This window comes from Reyranella sp. GW821-FHT14A01 (assembly GCF_058803965.1).
Map to the genome: position 1 here is coordinate 21335 of NZ_JBXAPM010000022.1, position 15554 is coordinate 36888.

The 15554-nt window shown below is 66.6% G+C and carries 14 protein-coding genes; 10 read left to right on the forward strand and 4 right to left on the reverse strand.

Translation table 11 applies throughout. From position 1 onward, the window contains the following. Positions 1–3: 3 nt before the first annotated feature. The 8 genes from AC1ROX_RS28620 to AC1ROX_RS28655 all read left to right on the forward strand — a co-directional run bounded on the left by AC1ROX_RS28620 (position 4) and on the right by AC1ROX_RS28655 (position 10180). Positions 4–864, forward strand: coding sequence for an alpha/beta fold hydrolase (locus tag AC1ROX_RS28620; protein ID WP_493131775.1), 861 nt, complete (start codon positions 4–6; stop codon positions 862–864). A 70-nt stretch (positions 865–934) separates the two neighbouring features. Then, entirely contained in the window at positions 935–1897 is a 963-nt protein-coding gene (gene mdh / locus AC1ROX_RS28625) for a malate dehydrogenase (protein ID WP_493131777.1), read from the forward strand. A 170-nt stretch (positions 1898–2067) separates the two neighbouring features. Beyond that, entirely contained in the window at positions 2068–3264 is a 1197-nt protein-coding gene (sucC, locus tag AC1ROX_RS28630) for an ADP-forming succinate--CoA ligase subunit beta (RefSeq protein ID WP_493131779.1), read from the forward strand. Beyond that, entirely contained in the window at positions 3264–4139 is an 876-nt protein-coding gene (gene sucD, locus AC1ROX_RS28635) for a succinate--CoA ligase subunit alpha (RefSeq protein WP_493131781.1), read from the forward strand. Before sucC ends, sucD begins: the two co-directional genes overlap by 1 nt. A 64-nt stretch (positions 4140–4203) precedes the next feature. Continuing rightward, positions 4204–7119, forward strand: a complete 2916-nt coding sequence (locus AC1ROX_RS28640; protein ID WP_493131783.1) for a 2-oxoglutarate dehydrogenase E1 component — start codon at positions 4204–4206, stop codon at positions 7117–7119. A 28-nt stretch (positions 7120–7147) separates the two neighbouring features. Then, positions 7148–8383 carry a 2-oxoglutarate dehydrogenase complex dihydrolipoyllysine-residue succinyltransferase gene (gene odhB / locus AC1ROX_RS28645; RefSeq protein WP_493131785.1) on the forward strand — a complete coding sequence of 412 codons (1236 nt, stop codon included), beginning with the start codon at positions 7148–7150 and terminating at the stop codon, positions 8381–8383. 111 nt (positions 8384–8494) lie between these two features. Next, positions 8495–9907: a dihydrolipoyl dehydrogenase gene (gene lpdA / locus AC1ROX_RS28650; protein WP_493131787.1), complete on the forward strand. Its 1413-nt coding sequence runs from the start codon at positions 8495–8497 to the stop codon at positions 9905–9907. A 6-nt stretch (positions 9908–9913) separates the two neighbouring features. Continuing rightward, a complete protein-coding gene (locus AC1ROX_RS28655; protein ID WP_493131789.1) occupies positions 9914–10180 on the forward strand; it encodes a hypothetical protein in 267 nt (88 codons plus the stop codon). A gap of 3 nt (positions 10181–10183) precedes the next feature. Here the strand turns inward: AC1ROX_RS28655 and AC1ROX_RS28660 are convergent, their stop codons facing one another. From AC1ROX_RS28660 to AC1ROX_RS28670, 3 genes are all read right to left on the reverse strand, one after another. Then, positions 10184–10984 carry an anti-sigma factor family protein gene (locus AC1ROX_RS28660; protein ID WP_493131791.1) on the reverse strand — a complete coding sequence of 267 codons (801 nt, stop codon included), beginning with the start codon at positions 10982–10984 and terminating at the stop codon, positions 10184–10186. Next, positions 10981–11487: a sigma-70 family RNA polymerase sigma factor gene (locus tag AC1ROX_RS28665; protein ID WP_493131794.1), complete on the reverse strand. Its 507-nt coding sequence runs from the start codon at positions 11485–11487 to the stop codon at positions 10981–10983. The genes AC1ROX_RS28660 and AC1ROX_RS28665 overlap by 4 nt, the downstream gene beginning before the upstream one ends. A 65-nt stretch (positions 11488–11552) precedes the next feature. Then, complete coding sequence (locus AC1ROX_RS28670) at positions 11553–11939, reverse strand: COG4315 family predicted lipoprotein (protein ID WP_493131796.1); 387 nt, start codon at positions 11937–11939, stop codon at positions 11553–11555. 203 nt (positions 11940–12142) lie between these two features. On the opposite strand from AC1ROX_RS28670, the gene AC1ROX_RS28675 reads away from it, so the two are divergent. Next, positions 12143–13891, forward strand: a complete 1749-nt coding sequence (locus tag AC1ROX_RS28675; protein ID WP_493131869.1) for a cation:proton antiporter domain-containing protein — start codon at positions 12143–12145, stop codon at positions 13889–13891. Positions 13892–13988: 97 nt separating this feature from the next. Here the strand turns inward: AC1ROX_RS28675 and AC1ROX_RS28680 are convergent, their stop codons facing one another. Continuing rightward, the gene (locus tag AC1ROX_RS28680) at positions 13989–14669 is read right to left on the reverse strand and encodes a site-2 protease family protein (RefSeq protein WP_493131798.1); all 681 of its coding nucleotides are present in this window, start codon (positions 14667–14669) and stop codon (positions 13989–13991) included. A 90-nt stretch (positions 14670–14759) separates the two neighbouring features. Here AC1ROX_RS28680 and AC1ROX_RS28685 point away from each other — a divergent pair, with 90 nt between their 5' ends. Further along, positions 14760–15554, forward strand: coding sequence for a dienelactone hydrolase family protein (locus tag AC1ROX_RS28685; RefSeq protein ID WP_493131800.1), 795 nt, complete (start codon positions 14760–14762; stop codon positions 15552–15554).

The window sequence follows — 15554 nt, forward strand, 5'->3', positions numbered from 1 at the left end:
CTTATGGCCGAAACGATAAATCTCAAGACCCGATCGGGCCTGACATTCACCGTGGATGTCGACGGTCCGGTCGGTGGGCCGCTCGTGCTGATGCTGCACGGGTTTCCCGAATCGAGGCATAGCTGGCGGGCGGCCCTGCCGGCGCTGGCAGCGCACGGCTATCGCGCCGTCGCACCGGATCAGCGGGGCTACTCAGCCAATGCGCGGCCCGATCCGGCCGATCTTTCCAACTACGCCTTCGACAAGTTGATCGACGACGCGATCGAGATCGCGGCGGCGGCCGGCTACGAGGGCAAGCGCTTCCATCAAGTCGGCCATGACTGGGGCGGCCAGGTCTCCTGGGGTGTTGCCGCGACATATCCCGAGCGCGTCGCCTCGCTCACCATCCTGTCGCGGCCGCACCCGCAGTCGTTCCGGCAGGCGCTCCTCAAGGAAGACGGCGACCAGAAGCATCGCTCGCGGCACCATCGCGCGTTCCTGGAGCCCGAGACCGGCAAGCTGCTGCTGGCCGACAATGCCAAGCGCCTGCGCGACGGGCTGTTCGGCCAGGGCGTGCCGTCGGACGCGCTCGAGGAGCATCTCTCCGTGCTCGGCAATTCCGAGGCGCTGGAAGCCGCACTCGCCTGGTATCGTTCCAACAAGGGGCTGGCGGCCGATATCGGGACCATCACGGTGCCGACTCTCTACATCTGGGGCGATGCCGATGCGACGGTCGGACCGGACGCGGCCTACGGCACGGCGGAATTCGTGAAGCCGTCTTTCGCGATGGAAGTGCTGCCCAATGTCGGCCACTTCGTGATGGACCAGGCGCCGGCCAAGGCGACCGATCTCCTGTTGGCGCACCTGGCGAAACACCCCGTCTGAAGCCGCCTGCCTTGCTGCTGTGGGCGAATCGCGCTACCACGCGACGCCTTTAAGAACGGGAGTTTTTCGCATGGCTCGCAAGAAGATCGCGCTGATCGGCGCCGGACAGATTGGCGGCACGCTCGCGCTGCTGGCCGGTCAAAAGGAACTGGGCGACATCGTCCTGTTCGACGTTCCCGCCGCTGAAGGCACCGCCAAGGGCAAGGCGCTCGACATCGCCCAGCTCAGCCCGGTCGAGGGCTTCGATGCCAAGTACAGCGGCACGTCCGACTACAAGGACATCGAGGGCGCCGACGTCGTCATCGTCACCGCCGGCGTGCCGCGCAAGCCCGGCATGACCCGCGACGACCTGGTCGGCATCAACGCCAAGGTCATCGATTCGGTCGGCAAGGGCATCAAGCAGCACGCCCCGGACGCCTTCGTCATCGTCATCACCAACCCGCTCGACGCGATGGTCGGCCTGATGCAGGAAGTCACCGGTTTCCCGGCGGCCCGCGTCGTCGGCATGGCCGGCGTGCTCGACAGCGCCCGCTTCCGCTCGTTCCTGGCCGAGGAGTTCAACGTCTCGGTAGAGGACGTCACGGCCTTCGTGCTGGGCGGCCACGGTGACACGATGGTGCCGCTGCTGCGCTACTCGACGGTCGGCGGTATTTCGCTGCACGATCTGGTCGACATGGGCTGGACTACCAAGGAGCGCCTCGAGGCAATCGTCCAGCGCACCCGCGACGGCGGCGCCGAGATCGTGGCCCATCTCAAGACCGGCTCGGCCTTCTACGCCCCGGCCGCATCGGCCATCGCCATGGCGGAGTCCTATCTCCGGGACAAGAAGCGCGTCATTCCCTGCGCCGCGAAGCTGAACGGCGAGTACGGCGTGAAGGGCCTCTACATCGGCGTGCCGGTCGTGATCGGCGCCAAGGGTGTCGAGCGCATCGTCGAGGTCGAGTTCAACGCCGAGGAAAAGGCGATGTTCGACAAGTCGGTCGCCGCCGTGCAGTCGCTGATCGACGCCACCAACAAGATCGTTGGTCGCTAAGTCCGCTGTGAAAACAGGGTCTTTCGACCTTCGTCGAACGACCCTAAACGTTCATCAGTCCGTCGTTGCCAAGGGCTTGTGGCGCTCATAAAGTGCCGCATCCCTTGGTCAGTTTCGTTTAAAAACTGAGGGAAGCATGCCCTTGCGGGCTGTCCCGACGAGAGGACTCGATGAACATCCATGAGTATCAGGCCAAGGCGTTGCTGGCCAAATTCGCCGTCCCCCTTCTGAAGGGCGGCGTTGCCTATACGCAGGACGAGGCGATCGATGTCGCCCGCAAGCTGGGCGGCCCCGTGACGGTCGTGAAGGCGCAGATCCACGCCGGCGGTCGCGGCAAGGGACATTTCAAGGAAGATCCGAACGGCAAGGGCGGCGTGCGCATCGCCAAGTCGGCCGACGAAGTCGGTGCGGCGGCGGCGGCGATGCTCGGCCACGACCTCGTCACCAAGCAGACGGGACCGGCCGGCAAGAAGGTCCAGCGCCTCTACATCGAGGACGGCTGCGACATCAAACGCGAGCTTTATCTCTCCATGCTGGTCGACCGCGCCGTCGGCCGTATCGCCGTGGTCGCCTCGACCGAAGGCGGCATGGACATCGAGACCGTCGCGCACGAGACGCCCGAGAAGATCGTCAGCCAGGCCATCGATCCGGCCGCCGGCTACCAGGGCTACCAGGGCCGCAAGATCGCCTTCGCCCTCGGCCTCCAGGGCAAGCAGGTCGGTGCTTTCGCCAAGCTCCTTGGCAATCTCTACCGGGCCTTCATCGAGCTCGACTGCTCGCTGATCGAAATCAATCCGCTGGTCGTCACCGGCGCGGGCGACATTGTCGCGCTCGATGCCAAGATGAACTTCGACGACAACGCTCTCGAGCGGCACAAGGAGCTGGAGGAGCTGCGCGATCTCGACGAGGAGGATCCGGCCGAGACCGAGGCCGCGAAATACGCGCTGAACTACGTCAAGCTCGACGGCCAGATCGGCTGCATGGTGAACGGCGCGGGCCTCGCCATGGCCACCATGGACATCATCAAGCTCTACGGTTCCTCGCCGGCCAACTTCCTCGATGTCGGCGGTGGCGCCACCAAGGAGCGCGTGACGGCGGCCTTCAAGATCATCCTCAAGGATCCCAACGTCGAGGGCATCCTGGTCAACATCTTCGGCGGCATCATGCGCTGCGACGTGATCGCCGAGGGCGTCGTCGCCGCGGCCCGCGAGGTCAATCTCCACGTTCCGCTGGTCGTCCGGCTGGAAGGCACGAACGTCGAGCTCGGCAAGAAGATCCTCAAGGAATCCGGCCTCAAGATCACTTCGGCAGAAAACCTCGCGGATGCGGCCGAGAAGATCGTCAAGGCCGTGAAGGAGAACAACTGATGGCCGTCCTGGTCGACAAGAACACCAAGGTTATCTGCCAGGGCATCACCGGCTCGCAGGGCACCTTCCATTCCGAGCAGGCGATCGCCTACGGCACCAAGATGGTGGGCGGCGTGACGCCGGGCAAAGGCGGCTCCACGCATCTCGACCTGCCGGTCTTCGACACGGTCGCGGAAGCGGTCGAGAAGACAGGCTGCAACGCGTCGGTGATCTACGTGCCGCCGCCGTTCGCGGCCGATTCGATCCTCGAGGCGATCGACTCGGAGATCCCGCTGATCGTCTGCATCACCGAGGGCATCCCGGTGCTCGACATGGTGAAGGTGAAGCGGGCGCTCACCGGCTCGAAGTCGCGCCTGATCGGCCCGAACTGCCCCGGCGTCATCACGCCGGGCGAATGCAAGATCGGCATCATGCCGGGCCACATCCACAAGCGTGGCAGGATCGGCATCGTCTCGCGCTCGGGAACGCTGACCTATGAAGCGGTGGCGCAGACCACGGCCACGGGCCTTGGCCAGACGACCTGCATCGGCATCGGCGGCGATCCGGTGAACGGCACGAACTTCATCGAATGCCTCGACATGTTCATCCGCGATCCCGAGACCGAGGGCATCGTGATGATCGGCGAGATCGGCGGCGACGCCGAAGTGAAGGGCGCCGAGTTCCTCAAGGCGTCCGGAACGAAGAAGCCGGTCGTCGGCTTCATCGCCGGCCGCACCGCCCCTCCGGGCCGCCGCATGGGCCATGCCGGCGCGGTGATCTCGGGCGGCAACGACACGGCGGAGTTCAAGGTCGAGGCCATGCGCTCGGCCGGCATCAGGGTTGCGGAGTCCCCCGCGGCATTGGGCGAAGAAATGCTTAAGGCCCTGAAGGGCTGACAGGCAGATCGGCCGCCAAGCCTCTGCCAGGCGGCAAACAGATACGGGCCAGGGAGTAAGGGCCATGAGAGCAGAACAGACCTCGTTCCTGTTCGGCGCAAACGCGCCTTTTATCGAGGAACTCTACGCACGGTTCCTCGCCGACCCCCAGTCGGTCGACAGCGAATGGCAGACCTTCTTCGGCGCCTTGGCCGAGCAGAAGGGTGACGTGCTGGCCGAGGTGCGTGGCGCCTCCTGGGCGCCCAATGGCGCACGGGTGATCGGCGCCGTCGATCCCGACGCCGTCCCGGCGCCGGCAAATCGCAACGTGAAAGGCGGCAAGGCGGCCAACGGCGCGGCAGCACCCGCCGCTCCCGCGATCGCCGGCAAGACCGAGGAAGAAATCCGCACGGCCGCGCAGGACACCGCACGCGCGCTGATGCTGATCCGCGCCTACCGGATCCGCGGTCATCTCGCGGCCGACCTCGATCCGCTCGGCCTGGTGCGCCAGGCGCCCCATCCCGAACTCGATCCGGCGACCTACGGCTTCGCCGAGGCCGACTGGGACCGCCCGATCCTGATCTTCGGCTCGCTGGCGCTGGGTGAATCGGCGACGCTGCGCCAGATCATGGAGCGCCTGCGCAAGACCTATTGCGGCAAGATCGGCGTCGAATTCATGCACATCTCCGATCCCGCCCAGAAGGCGTGGATCCAGGAGCGCATCGAGCATATCGAGAACCAGACCGAATTCACCGTCACCGGCCGCAAGATGATCCTCGAGCGGGTCGGCGAGGCCGAGGGGCTCGAGCGCTACCTGCACGTGAAGTTCGTCGGCACCAAGCGCTTCGGCCTCGACGGCGGCGAATCGCTGATCCCCGGCATCGAGCAGATCCTGAAGCGCGGCGGCCAGCTCGGCGTGAAGGAAGTGATGCTGGGCATGCCGCATCGCGGCCGCCTGAACACCCTCGTGCACGTCATGCACAAGAGCTACACCGCGCTGTTCTCCGAATTCCAGGGCCGCTCCTCGCAGCCCGAGGAGATGCGCGGCTCGGGTGACGTGAAGTATCACCTGGGCGCCTCGGCCGATCGCGAGTTCGACGGCAACGTGATCCATCTCTCGCTGTCGCCCAATCCCTCGCATCTCGAGGCGGTGAACCCGGTCATCCTGGGCAAGGCGCGCGCCAAGGAAGACCAGCGCGGCGATACCGACCGCAGCCAGGTCATGTGCATCCTGATGCACGGCGACGCGGCCTTCGCGGGCCAGGGCCTGGTGGCCGAGAGCCTCGACCTCTCCGACCTCGCGGGCTACCGCATCGGCGGCACCATCCATTTCGTCGTGAACAACCAGATCGGCTTCACGACTCTGCCGACCGAGTCGCGTTCCGGTCCCTATTGCACGGAAGTCGCGAAGATCGTGCAGGCGCCGATCCTGCACGTGAACGGCGACGATCCCGAGGCGGTGGTCCATGTCTCGCGCATCGCGACGGAGTTCCGCCAGCATTTCAAGCGCGACATCGTCATCGACATGTTCTGCTACCGCCGGCACGGCCACAACGAGGGTGACGAGCCGATGTTCACCCAGCCGCTGATGTACAAGGAGATCGGCGCGCATCGGTCGGTGAAGGAAGTCTACGCCGCTTCGCTCGAAGCCGCGGGCGTTGTGACGGCCGACGAGGTCGCCGCCATGGACAATGCGCTGCGCGAGAAGCTCGACAAGGCGCTGGAGGCCGCGACCAACTACAAGCCCAACAAGGCCGACTGGCTCGAGGGCAAGTGGGCGGGCATCACGGTTGCGCCGGGCGAGGAGGATCGCAAGGGCGTTACCGCCGTCGGCCTCGACAAGCTCAAGGCTGTCGGCCGGGCGATCTCCGAGCCGCCGGCGCACTTCGAGCTCAATCGCAAGATCGTTCGCCAGCTCCAGGAGAAGCGCAAGACGATCGACACGGGCGAGAACATCGACTGGGCGACCGCCGAGGCGCTGGCTTTCGGCACGCTCCTGTCGGAAGGCACGCCGGTGCGGCTCAGCGGCCAGGACTCCGGCCGCGGCACCTTCTCGCAACGCCATTCGGTGCTGGTCGACCAGGCGACCGAGGCCAAGTACATCCCGCTCAACCATGTCGCGGACGGCCAGGCCCGCTTCGAGGTGATCGACAGCCCGCTGAACGAGGCGGGCGTGCTGGGCTTCGAGTACGGCTACTCGCTGGCCGAGCCCAATGCGCTGGTCCTGTGGGAGGCGCAGTTCGGCGACTTCGCCAACGGCGCGCAGGTCATCATCGACCAGTTCATCTGTTCGGGCGAGAGCAAGTGGCTGCGCATGTCGGGCCTCGTCCTGCTTCTGCCGCACGGCTACGAGGGTCAGGGACCGGAGCACAGCTCCGCGCGCCTCGAGCGCTACCTGCAGCTCTCCGCCGAGGACAACTGGCAGGTCATCAACCCGACGACGCCGGCCAACTACTTCCATGCGCTGCGTCGCCAGATGCGCCGCTCCTTCCGCAAGCCGCTGGTGGTGATGACGCCGAAGTCGCTGCTGCGTCACAAGGATTGCGTCTCGACCCTGGCCGACTTCGGACCGGGCGGCTCGTTCCGCCGCATCCTCGCCGAGACCGACCAGCTGGTCGACAACGCCAAGGTGCGCCGCGTCGTGCTGTGCTCGGGCAAGGTCTACTTCGATCTCGTCGCCGAGCGCCGCAAGCGCAAGATCGACGACATCGCCATCATCCGCATCGAGCAGCTCTATCCGTTCCCGTTCACGCGGCTCGGTGTGCGGCTTTCACAATATCCCAATGCCGAGATCGTATGGTGCCAGGAGGAGGCCGAGAACATGGGCGCCTGGCACTTCGTCGACCGCCGCATCGAGCGCGCGCTGGCGAACATCGACGTCAAGGCGAAGCGGCCGATCTATGTCGGCCGCGCCGAAGCCGCGTCGCCCGCCACCGGTTCGGCGCGCACGCATCTCAAGGAACAGGCCGATCTGGTCGACCGCGCTCTCACGATCGGTTGAGCGCGGGCAGAGAAGAGGAAGTGTAATCATGGCCGTCGAGATCAAGGTTCCCACTCTGGGCGAATCGGTCACCGAGGCGACCGTCGCCAAGTGGTTGGTGAAGGCGGGTGATGCGGTCACCGTCGACCAGCCTCTGTGCGAGCTGGAAACGGACAAGGTCACCGTCGAGGTGAATGCCAGCGTTGCCGGCACCATCACTGAACTCGCCGTCGAAGAAGGCGCGTCCGTCCAGGTGGGCGGCGTGCTTTGCCACATCGAGGCGGGAGCTGCCGGTGCCGCTGCGCCGAAGGCTGCCGCTGCGATCGCGCCCGCGCCGGCTGCACCGAAGCCCGCTGCGCCCGCACCGGCGCCGGCCGCCGCGCCCGCCGGCGCCAATCTTGCCGCCTCGGGGCCCGCGACGCGCAAGCTCGCCGAGGAGAAGGGCGTGTCCGCCGCCGCCATCCAGCCGACCGGCAAGGACGGCCGCGCGACCAAGGAAGACGTGCTGGCAGCACTTTCGTCGATCCCGGCCGCTGCCGCGCCGGCCGCCAAGCCCGCCGCGCCGTCGGGCCCGCGCCTCAAGGCCGACCGCGAGGAGCGGGTGAAGATGACGCGGCTGCGCCGCACCATCGCCAACCGCCTCAAGGACGCGCAGAACACCGCCGCCATGCTCACCACCTTCAACGAGGTGGACATGACCGGCGTGATGGCGCTGCGCGACCGGCTGAAGGACGATTTCGAGAAGAAGCACGGCGCCCGGCTGGGCTTCATGTCGTTCTTCGTGAAGGCCTGCATCGCCGGGCTCAAGGAGCTGCCGGCGGTCAATGCCGAGATCGAGGGCGACGAGCTCGTCTACAAGAACTATTACGACATCGGCGTCGCCGTCGGCACGCCGCAGGGCCTCGTCGTGCCGGTGCTGCGCGATGCCGATGTGCTGGACTTCGCGGGTATCGAGAAGGGCATCGGCGATCTCGGCCGCAAAGCGCGCGACGGCAAGCTGTCGATCGCCGACCTGACGGGCGGCACCTTCACGATCTCGAACGGCGGCGTCTACGGCTCGCTGATGTCGACGCCGATCCTGAACCCGCCGCAGTCGGCCATCCTCGGCATGCACAAGATCCAGCAGCGGCCGATGGTGGTCGGCGGCGAGATCAAGGCGCGGCCGATGATGTACCTCGCGCTGTCCTATGACCATCGCATCATCGACGGCCGCGAAGCCGTGTTGTTCCTGGTCAAGGTCAAGGACTGCCTCGAGGATCCCGAGCGCATGCTGCTCGGCGTCTAGTTCAACAACCGTGTCATCCCGAGCGCAGCGAGGGATCCTTCGCTGCGTTCGATCAAGGATCCCTCGCTGCGCTCGGGATGACACCGATTTTTCGATAATCACGGTGCGTTCATGGCAAACGAATCCTTCGATCTGGTCGTGATTGGTGCCGGGCCCGGCGGCTACGTCGCCGCGATCCGGGCATCGCAGCTCGGGCTCAAGGTGGCCGTCGTCGAGAAGCGGGCGACGCTCGGGGGCACGTGCCTCAACGTCGGCTGCATCCCGTCGAAGGCACTGCTGCAATCCTCGCACCTGTTCGAGGAAGCGGGCCACGATCTCGGCGTGCACGGCATCCTCGTCGAGGCGCCGAAGCTCGATTTCGCCCAACTGATGAAGCGCAAGGGCGAGGTCGTCGAGGCCACCACCAAGGGCGTCGCCTTTCTGTTCAAGAAGAACAAGATCGCCTCCTACACCGGCGCGGGCCGCATCGAGGCGGCGGGCTCCGTCGCGGTCCTCGGCGACGACGGCGCGGTGAAGGATACGCTCGCGACGAAGAACATCCTGATCGCCACGGGCTCGGAAGTGACGCCGCTGCCCGGCGTGACGATCGACGAGAAGAAGATCGTCTCCTCGACCGGTGCGCTCGAACTCGCCGAGGTGCCGAAGCGTCTCGTCGTGGTCGGCGCCGGCATCATCGGCCTCGAACTGGGCTCGGTCTGGCGCCGCCTCGGCGCCGACGTGACCGTGGTCGAGTTCCTCGACCGCATCACGCCGGGCGTCGACGACGAGATCACCAAGTTCTTCCAGCGCACCCTCACCAAGCAGGGGCTGAAGTTCAAGCTCGGCGCCAAGGTCACCAAGGCCGAGACGACCGATGCGGGCGTGACGCTCACCGTCGAGCCGGCGAAGGGTGGTGCGGCCGAGACGCTCGAAGCCGATGTCGTGCTGGTCTCGATCGGCCGCCGTCCCTTCGTGCAGGGGCTGGGCCTCGACAAGATCGGGGTGAAGATGACCGAGCGCGGCCGCATTGCCGTTGACGGCCATTTCCAGACCTCGGTGCCCGGCATCTACGCCATCGGCGACGTGATCGACGGGCCGATGCTGGCGCACAAGGCGAGCGAGGATGGCGTCGCCTGCGTCGAGACCATCGCGGGCCAGAAGGGCCATGTGAACTGGGATCTCGTGCCCTCGATCATCTACACCCAGCCCGAGGTGGCCTGGGTCGGCAAGACCGAGGAACAACTCAAGGCAGCGGGCGTTGCCTATAAGGTCGGCAAGTATCCGTTCACCGCCGACCCGCGCAGCCGCGCGAACGGAACGACGGAGGGTTTCGTGAAGGTCCTGGCCGACAAGGCGACCGACAAGGTGCTGGGCGTCCATATCTTCGGCGCCGAAGCCGGCACGATGATCGCCGAGGCCGCCATGGCCATGGAATTCTCCGCCTCGGCCGAGGATATCGGCCGCGTCTGCCACGCCCATCCCACGGTCAACGAGGCGATGAAGGAAGCCGCCCTCGCTGCCTGGGACAAGCCGATCCATCTCTAGGCCGCCATGCGCAAGCCCCTGATGGTGCTTGCGATCGCTGCCTGTCTGGTGATGTCGGTGGTCGGCGGCTTCGTGCCGATCCTGCAGGGCTGGATCTTCTTCGTGATCGCCCTCTATCTGCTGGCCACCGAATTCGAGACCGGCCGCAGATGGGTGACCTCGGCGCGGCGGCGCTGGCCGAAGCTCGACGAATGGATCGTGAAGGCCCGTGACCACAAATGGGCACCGCGCCACCTCAAGGAATTCGAGGATCTGACGGATCCGTCGAAGTAAAAGTTAACTCTTCCCTTCAAACCCGCGATAGACCGCCTCGGCGATCGGCAGCAGCTCGTCGCGGCTGGCCGTCGCCGTCACCGCGAAGCCGAAACCCTGGTCGATCCAGGCGAAGGTCGAGGCCTCGCCTTCCTTCTGGAAGCGGAACGCGGTCTCCGTGCCGTCGGCGGCGCGGACATAGATGGTGAGCCGCTTGCCGCTGGTATCGTCGTACATGAGCTGGGCCGCTGCGCCGTTGGCGCCCGGCAGCAGGCGGCCGCCCATCAATTTGTAGCCGAAGCGCGAGAGGTCGGGCGCGGCGAGCTTGCGGCCGAGCCGCTTGGAGAGCCACTGCAGCAGATGCGCTTCCTGCTGCACACCGACCTCGACCGGATGGGCAACCTCGACCACGAAGGTGCGGTAGGCGGCATGCGCGCCCTGCGCCACGCTGGCGGTCGGCGCGATCGGCAGCGGTGCCGGGGCGATCTCGTTGGCGAACCAGCCGGCTGTCGCACCGGTCACGAAAATGACGACCGCAGCGGCGGCGGCCGTCCAGCTGCGCGCCCAGAAGGTGCGGCGTGCCGCGCGCAGGTTGGCGATGCGGAGGCGGGTAGGGATGGGCTCGGCGAACTTGGCATCGAGGCGGCTGCGCAGGATGGCGCGCTGGCGACGCTCCAGGGCAATGCGCTCGGCCAGTTCGGGATGGTTGGCGAGATGGGCTTCGACGGCGACGCGGCGCTCGCCGTCCAGCCGCTCGTCGACGAACGCCTGCAGCTCGTCCTCGCCGATGGGATACTCGCTCTTTGGGGTATTGGGGCCGGTCATTTCACTCTCCGCAGGAGCGTGGCGCGCCCCGTCTCCAGCAGCGCGCGCAGCCGCTGCCGGCCGCGCGACAGCCGCGACATCACGGTGCCCGCCGGCACACCCATGACCTTCGCCGCGTCGTCGTATGAAAAATCCTCGACCCCGACCAGCAGCAGAAGCGACTTTTGCTCCTCCGGCAACTGGTCGAGCGCCGCCAGGATATCCTGCACCTCGACGCCGCTTTCCTGCTGAGCGGCCATCGAGGGTGTCGTCGCCTCGTCGAGCTCGACATGGGGCCCGCGCCGCCGGTCCTGCCGCAGCGCCGAGATGTAAAGGTTGCGCTGGATGGTGAACAGCCAGGCCCTGAGGTCGCCGTCGCTCCGGCGCAAGGTCCAGCGCGACAGCGCGCGCTCCAGCGTGTCCTGCACCAGGTCGTCGGCGGCATCGTGGTCGCGCACCAGCGCGTAGGCATAGCGGCGCAGCGCGGGGATCAGCGGTTCGAGCAGGGCTTCCGCATCGGCCATGGCGATACTCTACAACAGGATGGGTGGTGCCGGCCGAAACGGGGCCGGCGCCGGTTCCATTGTCGTTACTTCGCGATGTGCCAGGCGCCCTGCAGGAAGCCGTCGCCGGTCGTGTCGCCGGCCTTGGTGTCCTTGGCGAAGGCGTAGACCGGCTTGCCCTTGTAGGCCCACTGCTTCAGCCCGTCGTCGCGCGTGACGATCGTCCAGTCGCCCGCCGCCTTGGCGCCGTCGGCGACGAGGGCCGGCGGCCAGTTGGTGGCGCATTGCCCGTTGCACACCGACTTGCCCGGCGTGGCGTCCTTGTCGAACGTGTAGAGCGTCATGCCGCTCGCGGTGACGAACATGCCGTTCTTCATCATCGGCGGCGTGGCGGAGGCGGGATCGGCGGCGAAGGCGCTGCCGGCGGCGAGGATCGCCAGGGCGGCGGCGGTCGAGAGGATCGTCTTCAGCATTCTGTGACTCCCATGCAGCTGTTGGTCTGCAGGGAGAGAGACGCCACGCCCGGTGGAATTATTCCGCGCGCGTCTGGATTTTCTTCCACGATGCCGCACGCGGCCTGCGGATGCTACGATGATGTGCAATTCACAATAAGTGCAAACGCCGCCACATCTCTTTAAAATCGTTGTTCCTCCTCAACGACCGGCAGGCTCTGCGCGTGCATCACGAAGCGGCACTGATTTCCACCATCGCCATCGGTTTCGTCCTCGCGTTCGGCTTCGGCTATGTCGCGGACCGGCTTCGCCTCCCGCCGCTGGTCGGGTATCTCGTCGCCGGCATCTTCATCGGTCCCTACACGCCGGGCTTCGTCGCCGATGCGGGGCTCTCGGCCCAGCTCGCCGAAGTGGGCGTGATCCTGCTGATGTTCGGCGTCGGACTGCATTTCTCCGCCTCCGACCTCCTGGCCGTCAAAGGCATCGCCATACCGGGGGCCATCGGCCAGATCGTGCTGGCGACCCTGCTCGGCATCGGCATGTGCTCGCTGTGGGGCTGGAGCTTCGGTACCGGCCTCGTGGTCGGCCTGAGCCTGTCCGTCGCGAGTACGGTCGTGCTGCTCAAGGCGCTGGAGGAGCGCAACCTGGTCGACAGTCCCAACGGCCGCGTCGCCGTGGGCTGGCTGATCGTCGAGGATCTGGCGATGGTGCTGGCGCTGGTGCTGCTGCCGGCCTTCGCCGAGGTGCTGGGCGGCAAGCCGATCCAGGGCCACGAGCCGTCGGGCATGCCGATCGCGCTGGAACTGATGGCCACGCTCTCGAAGGTCGCGGCCTTCGCCGTCATCGCGATCCTGATCGGCCCCAAGGTGGTGCCGTGGATGCTGGCCCGCGTTGCCCGCACCGGTTCGCGCGAGCTGTTCACGCTCTCGGTCCTCGCGGTGGCGCTCGGCATCGCCTATGGATCGGCGCACATCTTCGGCGTCTCCTTTGCCCTGGGCGCGTTCTTCGCGGGCGTCGTGCTGAGCGAGTCCTCGTTCAGCCACAAGGCGGCGGCCGACTCGCTGCCGCTGCAGGACGCCTTCTCGGTGCTGTTCTTCGTCTCGGTCGGCATGCTGTTCGATCCGACGATCCTCTACCGCTCGCCGGGCGCCGTCCTGTCGGTGCTGGCGCTGATCATCTTCGGCAAGTCGCTGATCGCCTTCGCCATCATCATGCTGCTGCGCTACCCGGTCGGCACCGGCCTCATGGTGTCGGCCAGCCTGGCGCAGATCGGCGAATTCTCCTTCATCCTGATCGCGCTCGGCATCTCGGCCGGGCTGGTGCCGAACGAGGGCCGCGACCTGGTGGTCGGCGGCGCGCTCTTCTCGATCATGCTGAACCCGCTGGTCTTCTACGTGGTCGGCCTGCTGCAGAAGCGCGTGGCCCAGCCGGCCGGTGCACCGTTCTATGGCCGGCGGCACTACGAGTCGCTGGGCCGCCAGCTCGCCGTCATCAAGGCTCGCCAGGAAGAGCGCTCGAAGGCCGAGGACCTCAAGCTGAACAGCCTGCTGGAACTCTTCCCCATGCTGCAGCTCGTCGAGCGCCAGGACCAGGAATCGCTGCTGCTGATGTTTCGGCCGAAATCGGCCTCGCCCGGCGACCGCGTCATCCGCCGCGGCGACCGGGCCGACGGCATGTACTTCATCTCGTCGGGTGCCGTCGAAGTGCATGTCGCCGACCGGGTCATCCGCCTCGAGCCCGGCGCCTATTTCGGCGAGATGGCGCTGTTGACCGGCGAGCGCCGCACCGCCGATATCATCGCCGTCGACTTCTGCCAGTTCCTGGTGCTCGACCGGCGCGACTTCAACCAGTTCATGGCGCGCCACCCCGGCGTCCGTGCCGCCGTCGCCAGCATCGCCGAGGAGCGGCAAGCGATGAACATCGCCCCGCCCCAGACGGGCGCACCCGCCGAGGCGGACGACGTTCGAACCTAGAGTCTTTCCAGGCGAGCAAACGAAATAAGCGAAATAAACGAAACAAACGAATCGAAGGCAGCGGCTCCTGAATCAGGTGTCAGGGTACCGTTGCCGGTCAGCCGTTGCCGGTCACGCGGATGACGAGGTTGACCAGCCCGTTGACCGGCTCGCCGAGAATCCAGCCGATGACGTTCAGGTCCCTGCCAAGCTGATTGCCGATCAGGGGCAGGATGAAGATCAGCCCGAGCAGGATCGGCACCCCGAGGGGCTCGAGCCGCGCCAGCGGCAGCGCCAGGCTGTCGGGCAGCAGGCCGACGGCGACCCGCCCGCCGTCCAGCGGCGGCAGCGGGATCATGTTGAAGAGGGCGAGCACGACGTTAATCAGGATCGCGTTCTCGATGTTGAGGATCGTCCACTTCGCGGCGGGCAGCGGCAGGAGAAAAGCGAGATGCGCCAGCAGGCCCGCCGCCAGGGCCAGGAGGATGTTGGTGGCGGGACCAGCCGCGGCGACCCACACCATGTCGCGCTTCGGATTGTTCAGCGCCCGGAAATTCACCGGCACCGGCTTGGCGTAGCCGAACAGGAAAGGCGCGCGCAGGAAGATCAGCAGGCCCGGCAGGAGGATCGTGCCGAACGGGTCGATATGCTTCAGCGGATTGAGGGTCACGCGGCCCTGCTGCCAGGCGGTGGTGTCGCCGAAGCGATAGGCGACGAAGCCGTGCGCGGCCTCGTGCAAGGTGATGGCGAGGATGGCCGGGATCACCCAGGTGGAGATCGTGTAGAGCGTGTCGTTCACTTGCAATCCACCTGTTGTCTCTGCCCTCGCATCGGTTACGGTCCTGCGATGATGGCAAGGCTGATGTTTCTGCTCGCTTTACTATGCGCGATGCCCGCGCTGGCCCAGCAGAATGTCCGTGTCCCCGTCGAACAAAACGGCCGCACGGTCCAGCTGTCCGCGCAGATGTTCCGGCCCGCCAACGCGACGGCGGCGCTTCCCGCGGTCGCGCTGTTCCATGGCTGCGGCGGACCGGGACAGAACACGTCGCGCATGGCGGGGCTGCTCGCCTCGTGGGGCTATGCCGCGCTGGTGGTCGACAGTTTCTCGGCGCGCGGCCTCAAGGATGTCTGCGGGCGCAACTGGCCGACGCCGGCGGCGGCCGAGGCGCGGGCCGGCGACATCGATGCGACGCTCGCCTGGCTGGCGAAGCAGCCGGGCATCGATCCGCGGCGGCTCGGCTACATGGGATATTCCTACGGCGGCGGCGTGGCGATGCTGCGGGCGCTGTCGGGCAAGCCCGAGGATCAGACACACTCTGCGGCGCGCGCCGTCGTGCTGCTCTATCCCGACTGCGCGCTGGCCGATTCGCTGGGGCCGCGCCTTGCGGTGCGGCAGCCCACGTTCTTCGCCATGGGCGCGCTCGACGACTGGACGCCGGTCTCGCAGTGCCGGGCCGTGATGGAGCGGGTCGTGCGCGGCAGGGAGCTGATTGAAACAAAAGTTTATGAAAACGCTCATCACAGCTTCGATGCACTCGGCCTGCCGGTGCGCTATCTCGACGGCGTTGGCAACCGCAGCAAGCCCGGCGGTTGCTGCGGTGCGCATTACGGCGCCCACGAGCCCGCCTGGAGGCAGTTCGTGATCGACGTGAAGGCGTTCCTCGAAAAGGCTCTCAAGCCGTAA

What these genes read in the sequence shown, in the direction of transcription:
- AC1ROX_RS28620 (WP_493131775.1), top strand. Translation starts at nt 4, where the DNA reads ATGGCCGAAACGATAAATCTCAAGACCCGATCGGGCCTGACATTCACC.
- mdh (WP_493131777.1), top strand. Translation starts at nt 935, where the DNA reads ATGGCTCGCAAGAAGATCGCGCTGATCGGCGCCGGACAGATTGGCGGC.
- sucC (WP_493131779.1), top strand. Translation starts at nt 2,068, where the DNA reads ATGAACATCCATGAGTATCAGGCCAAGGCGTTGCTGGCCAAATTCGCC.
- sucD (WP_493131781.1), top strand. Translation starts at nt 3,264, where the DNA reads ATGGCCGTCCTGGTCGACAAGAACACCAAGGTTATCTGCCAGGGCATC.
- AC1ROX_RS28640 (WP_493131783.1), top strand. Translation starts at nt 4,204, where the DNA reads ATGAGAGCAGAACAGACCTCGTTCCTGTTCGGCGCAAACGCGCCTTTT.
- odhB (WP_493131785.1), top strand. Translation starts at nt 7,148, where the DNA reads ATGGCCGTCGAGATCAAGGTTCCCACTCTGGGCGAATCGGTCACCGAG.
- lpdA (WP_493131787.1), top strand. Translation starts at nt 8,495, where the DNA reads ATGGCAAACGAATCCTTCGATCTGGTCGTGATTGGTGCCGGGCCCGGC.
- AC1ROX_RS28655 (WP_493131789.1), top strand. Translation starts at nt 9,914, where the DNA reads ATGCGCAAGCCCCTGATGGTGCTTGCGATCGCTGCCTGTCTGGTGATG.
- AC1ROX_RS28660 (WP_493131791.1), bottom strand. Translation starts at nt 10,984, where the DNA reads ATGACCGGCCCCAATACCCCAAAGAGCGAGTATCCCATCGGCGAGGAC.
- AC1ROX_RS28665 (WP_493131794.1), bottom strand. Translation starts at nt 11,487, where the DNA reads ATGGCCGATGCGGAAGCCCTGCTCGAACCGCTGATCCCCGCGCTGCGC.
- AC1ROX_RS28670 (WP_493131796.1), bottom strand. Translation starts at nt 11,939, where the DNA reads ATGCTGAAGACGATCCTCTCGACCGCCGCCGCCCTGGCGATCCTCGCC.
- AC1ROX_RS28685 (WP_493131800.1), top strand. Translation starts at nt 14,760, where the DNA reads ATGCCCGCGCTGGCCCAGCAGAATGTCCGTGTCCCCGTCGAACAAAAC.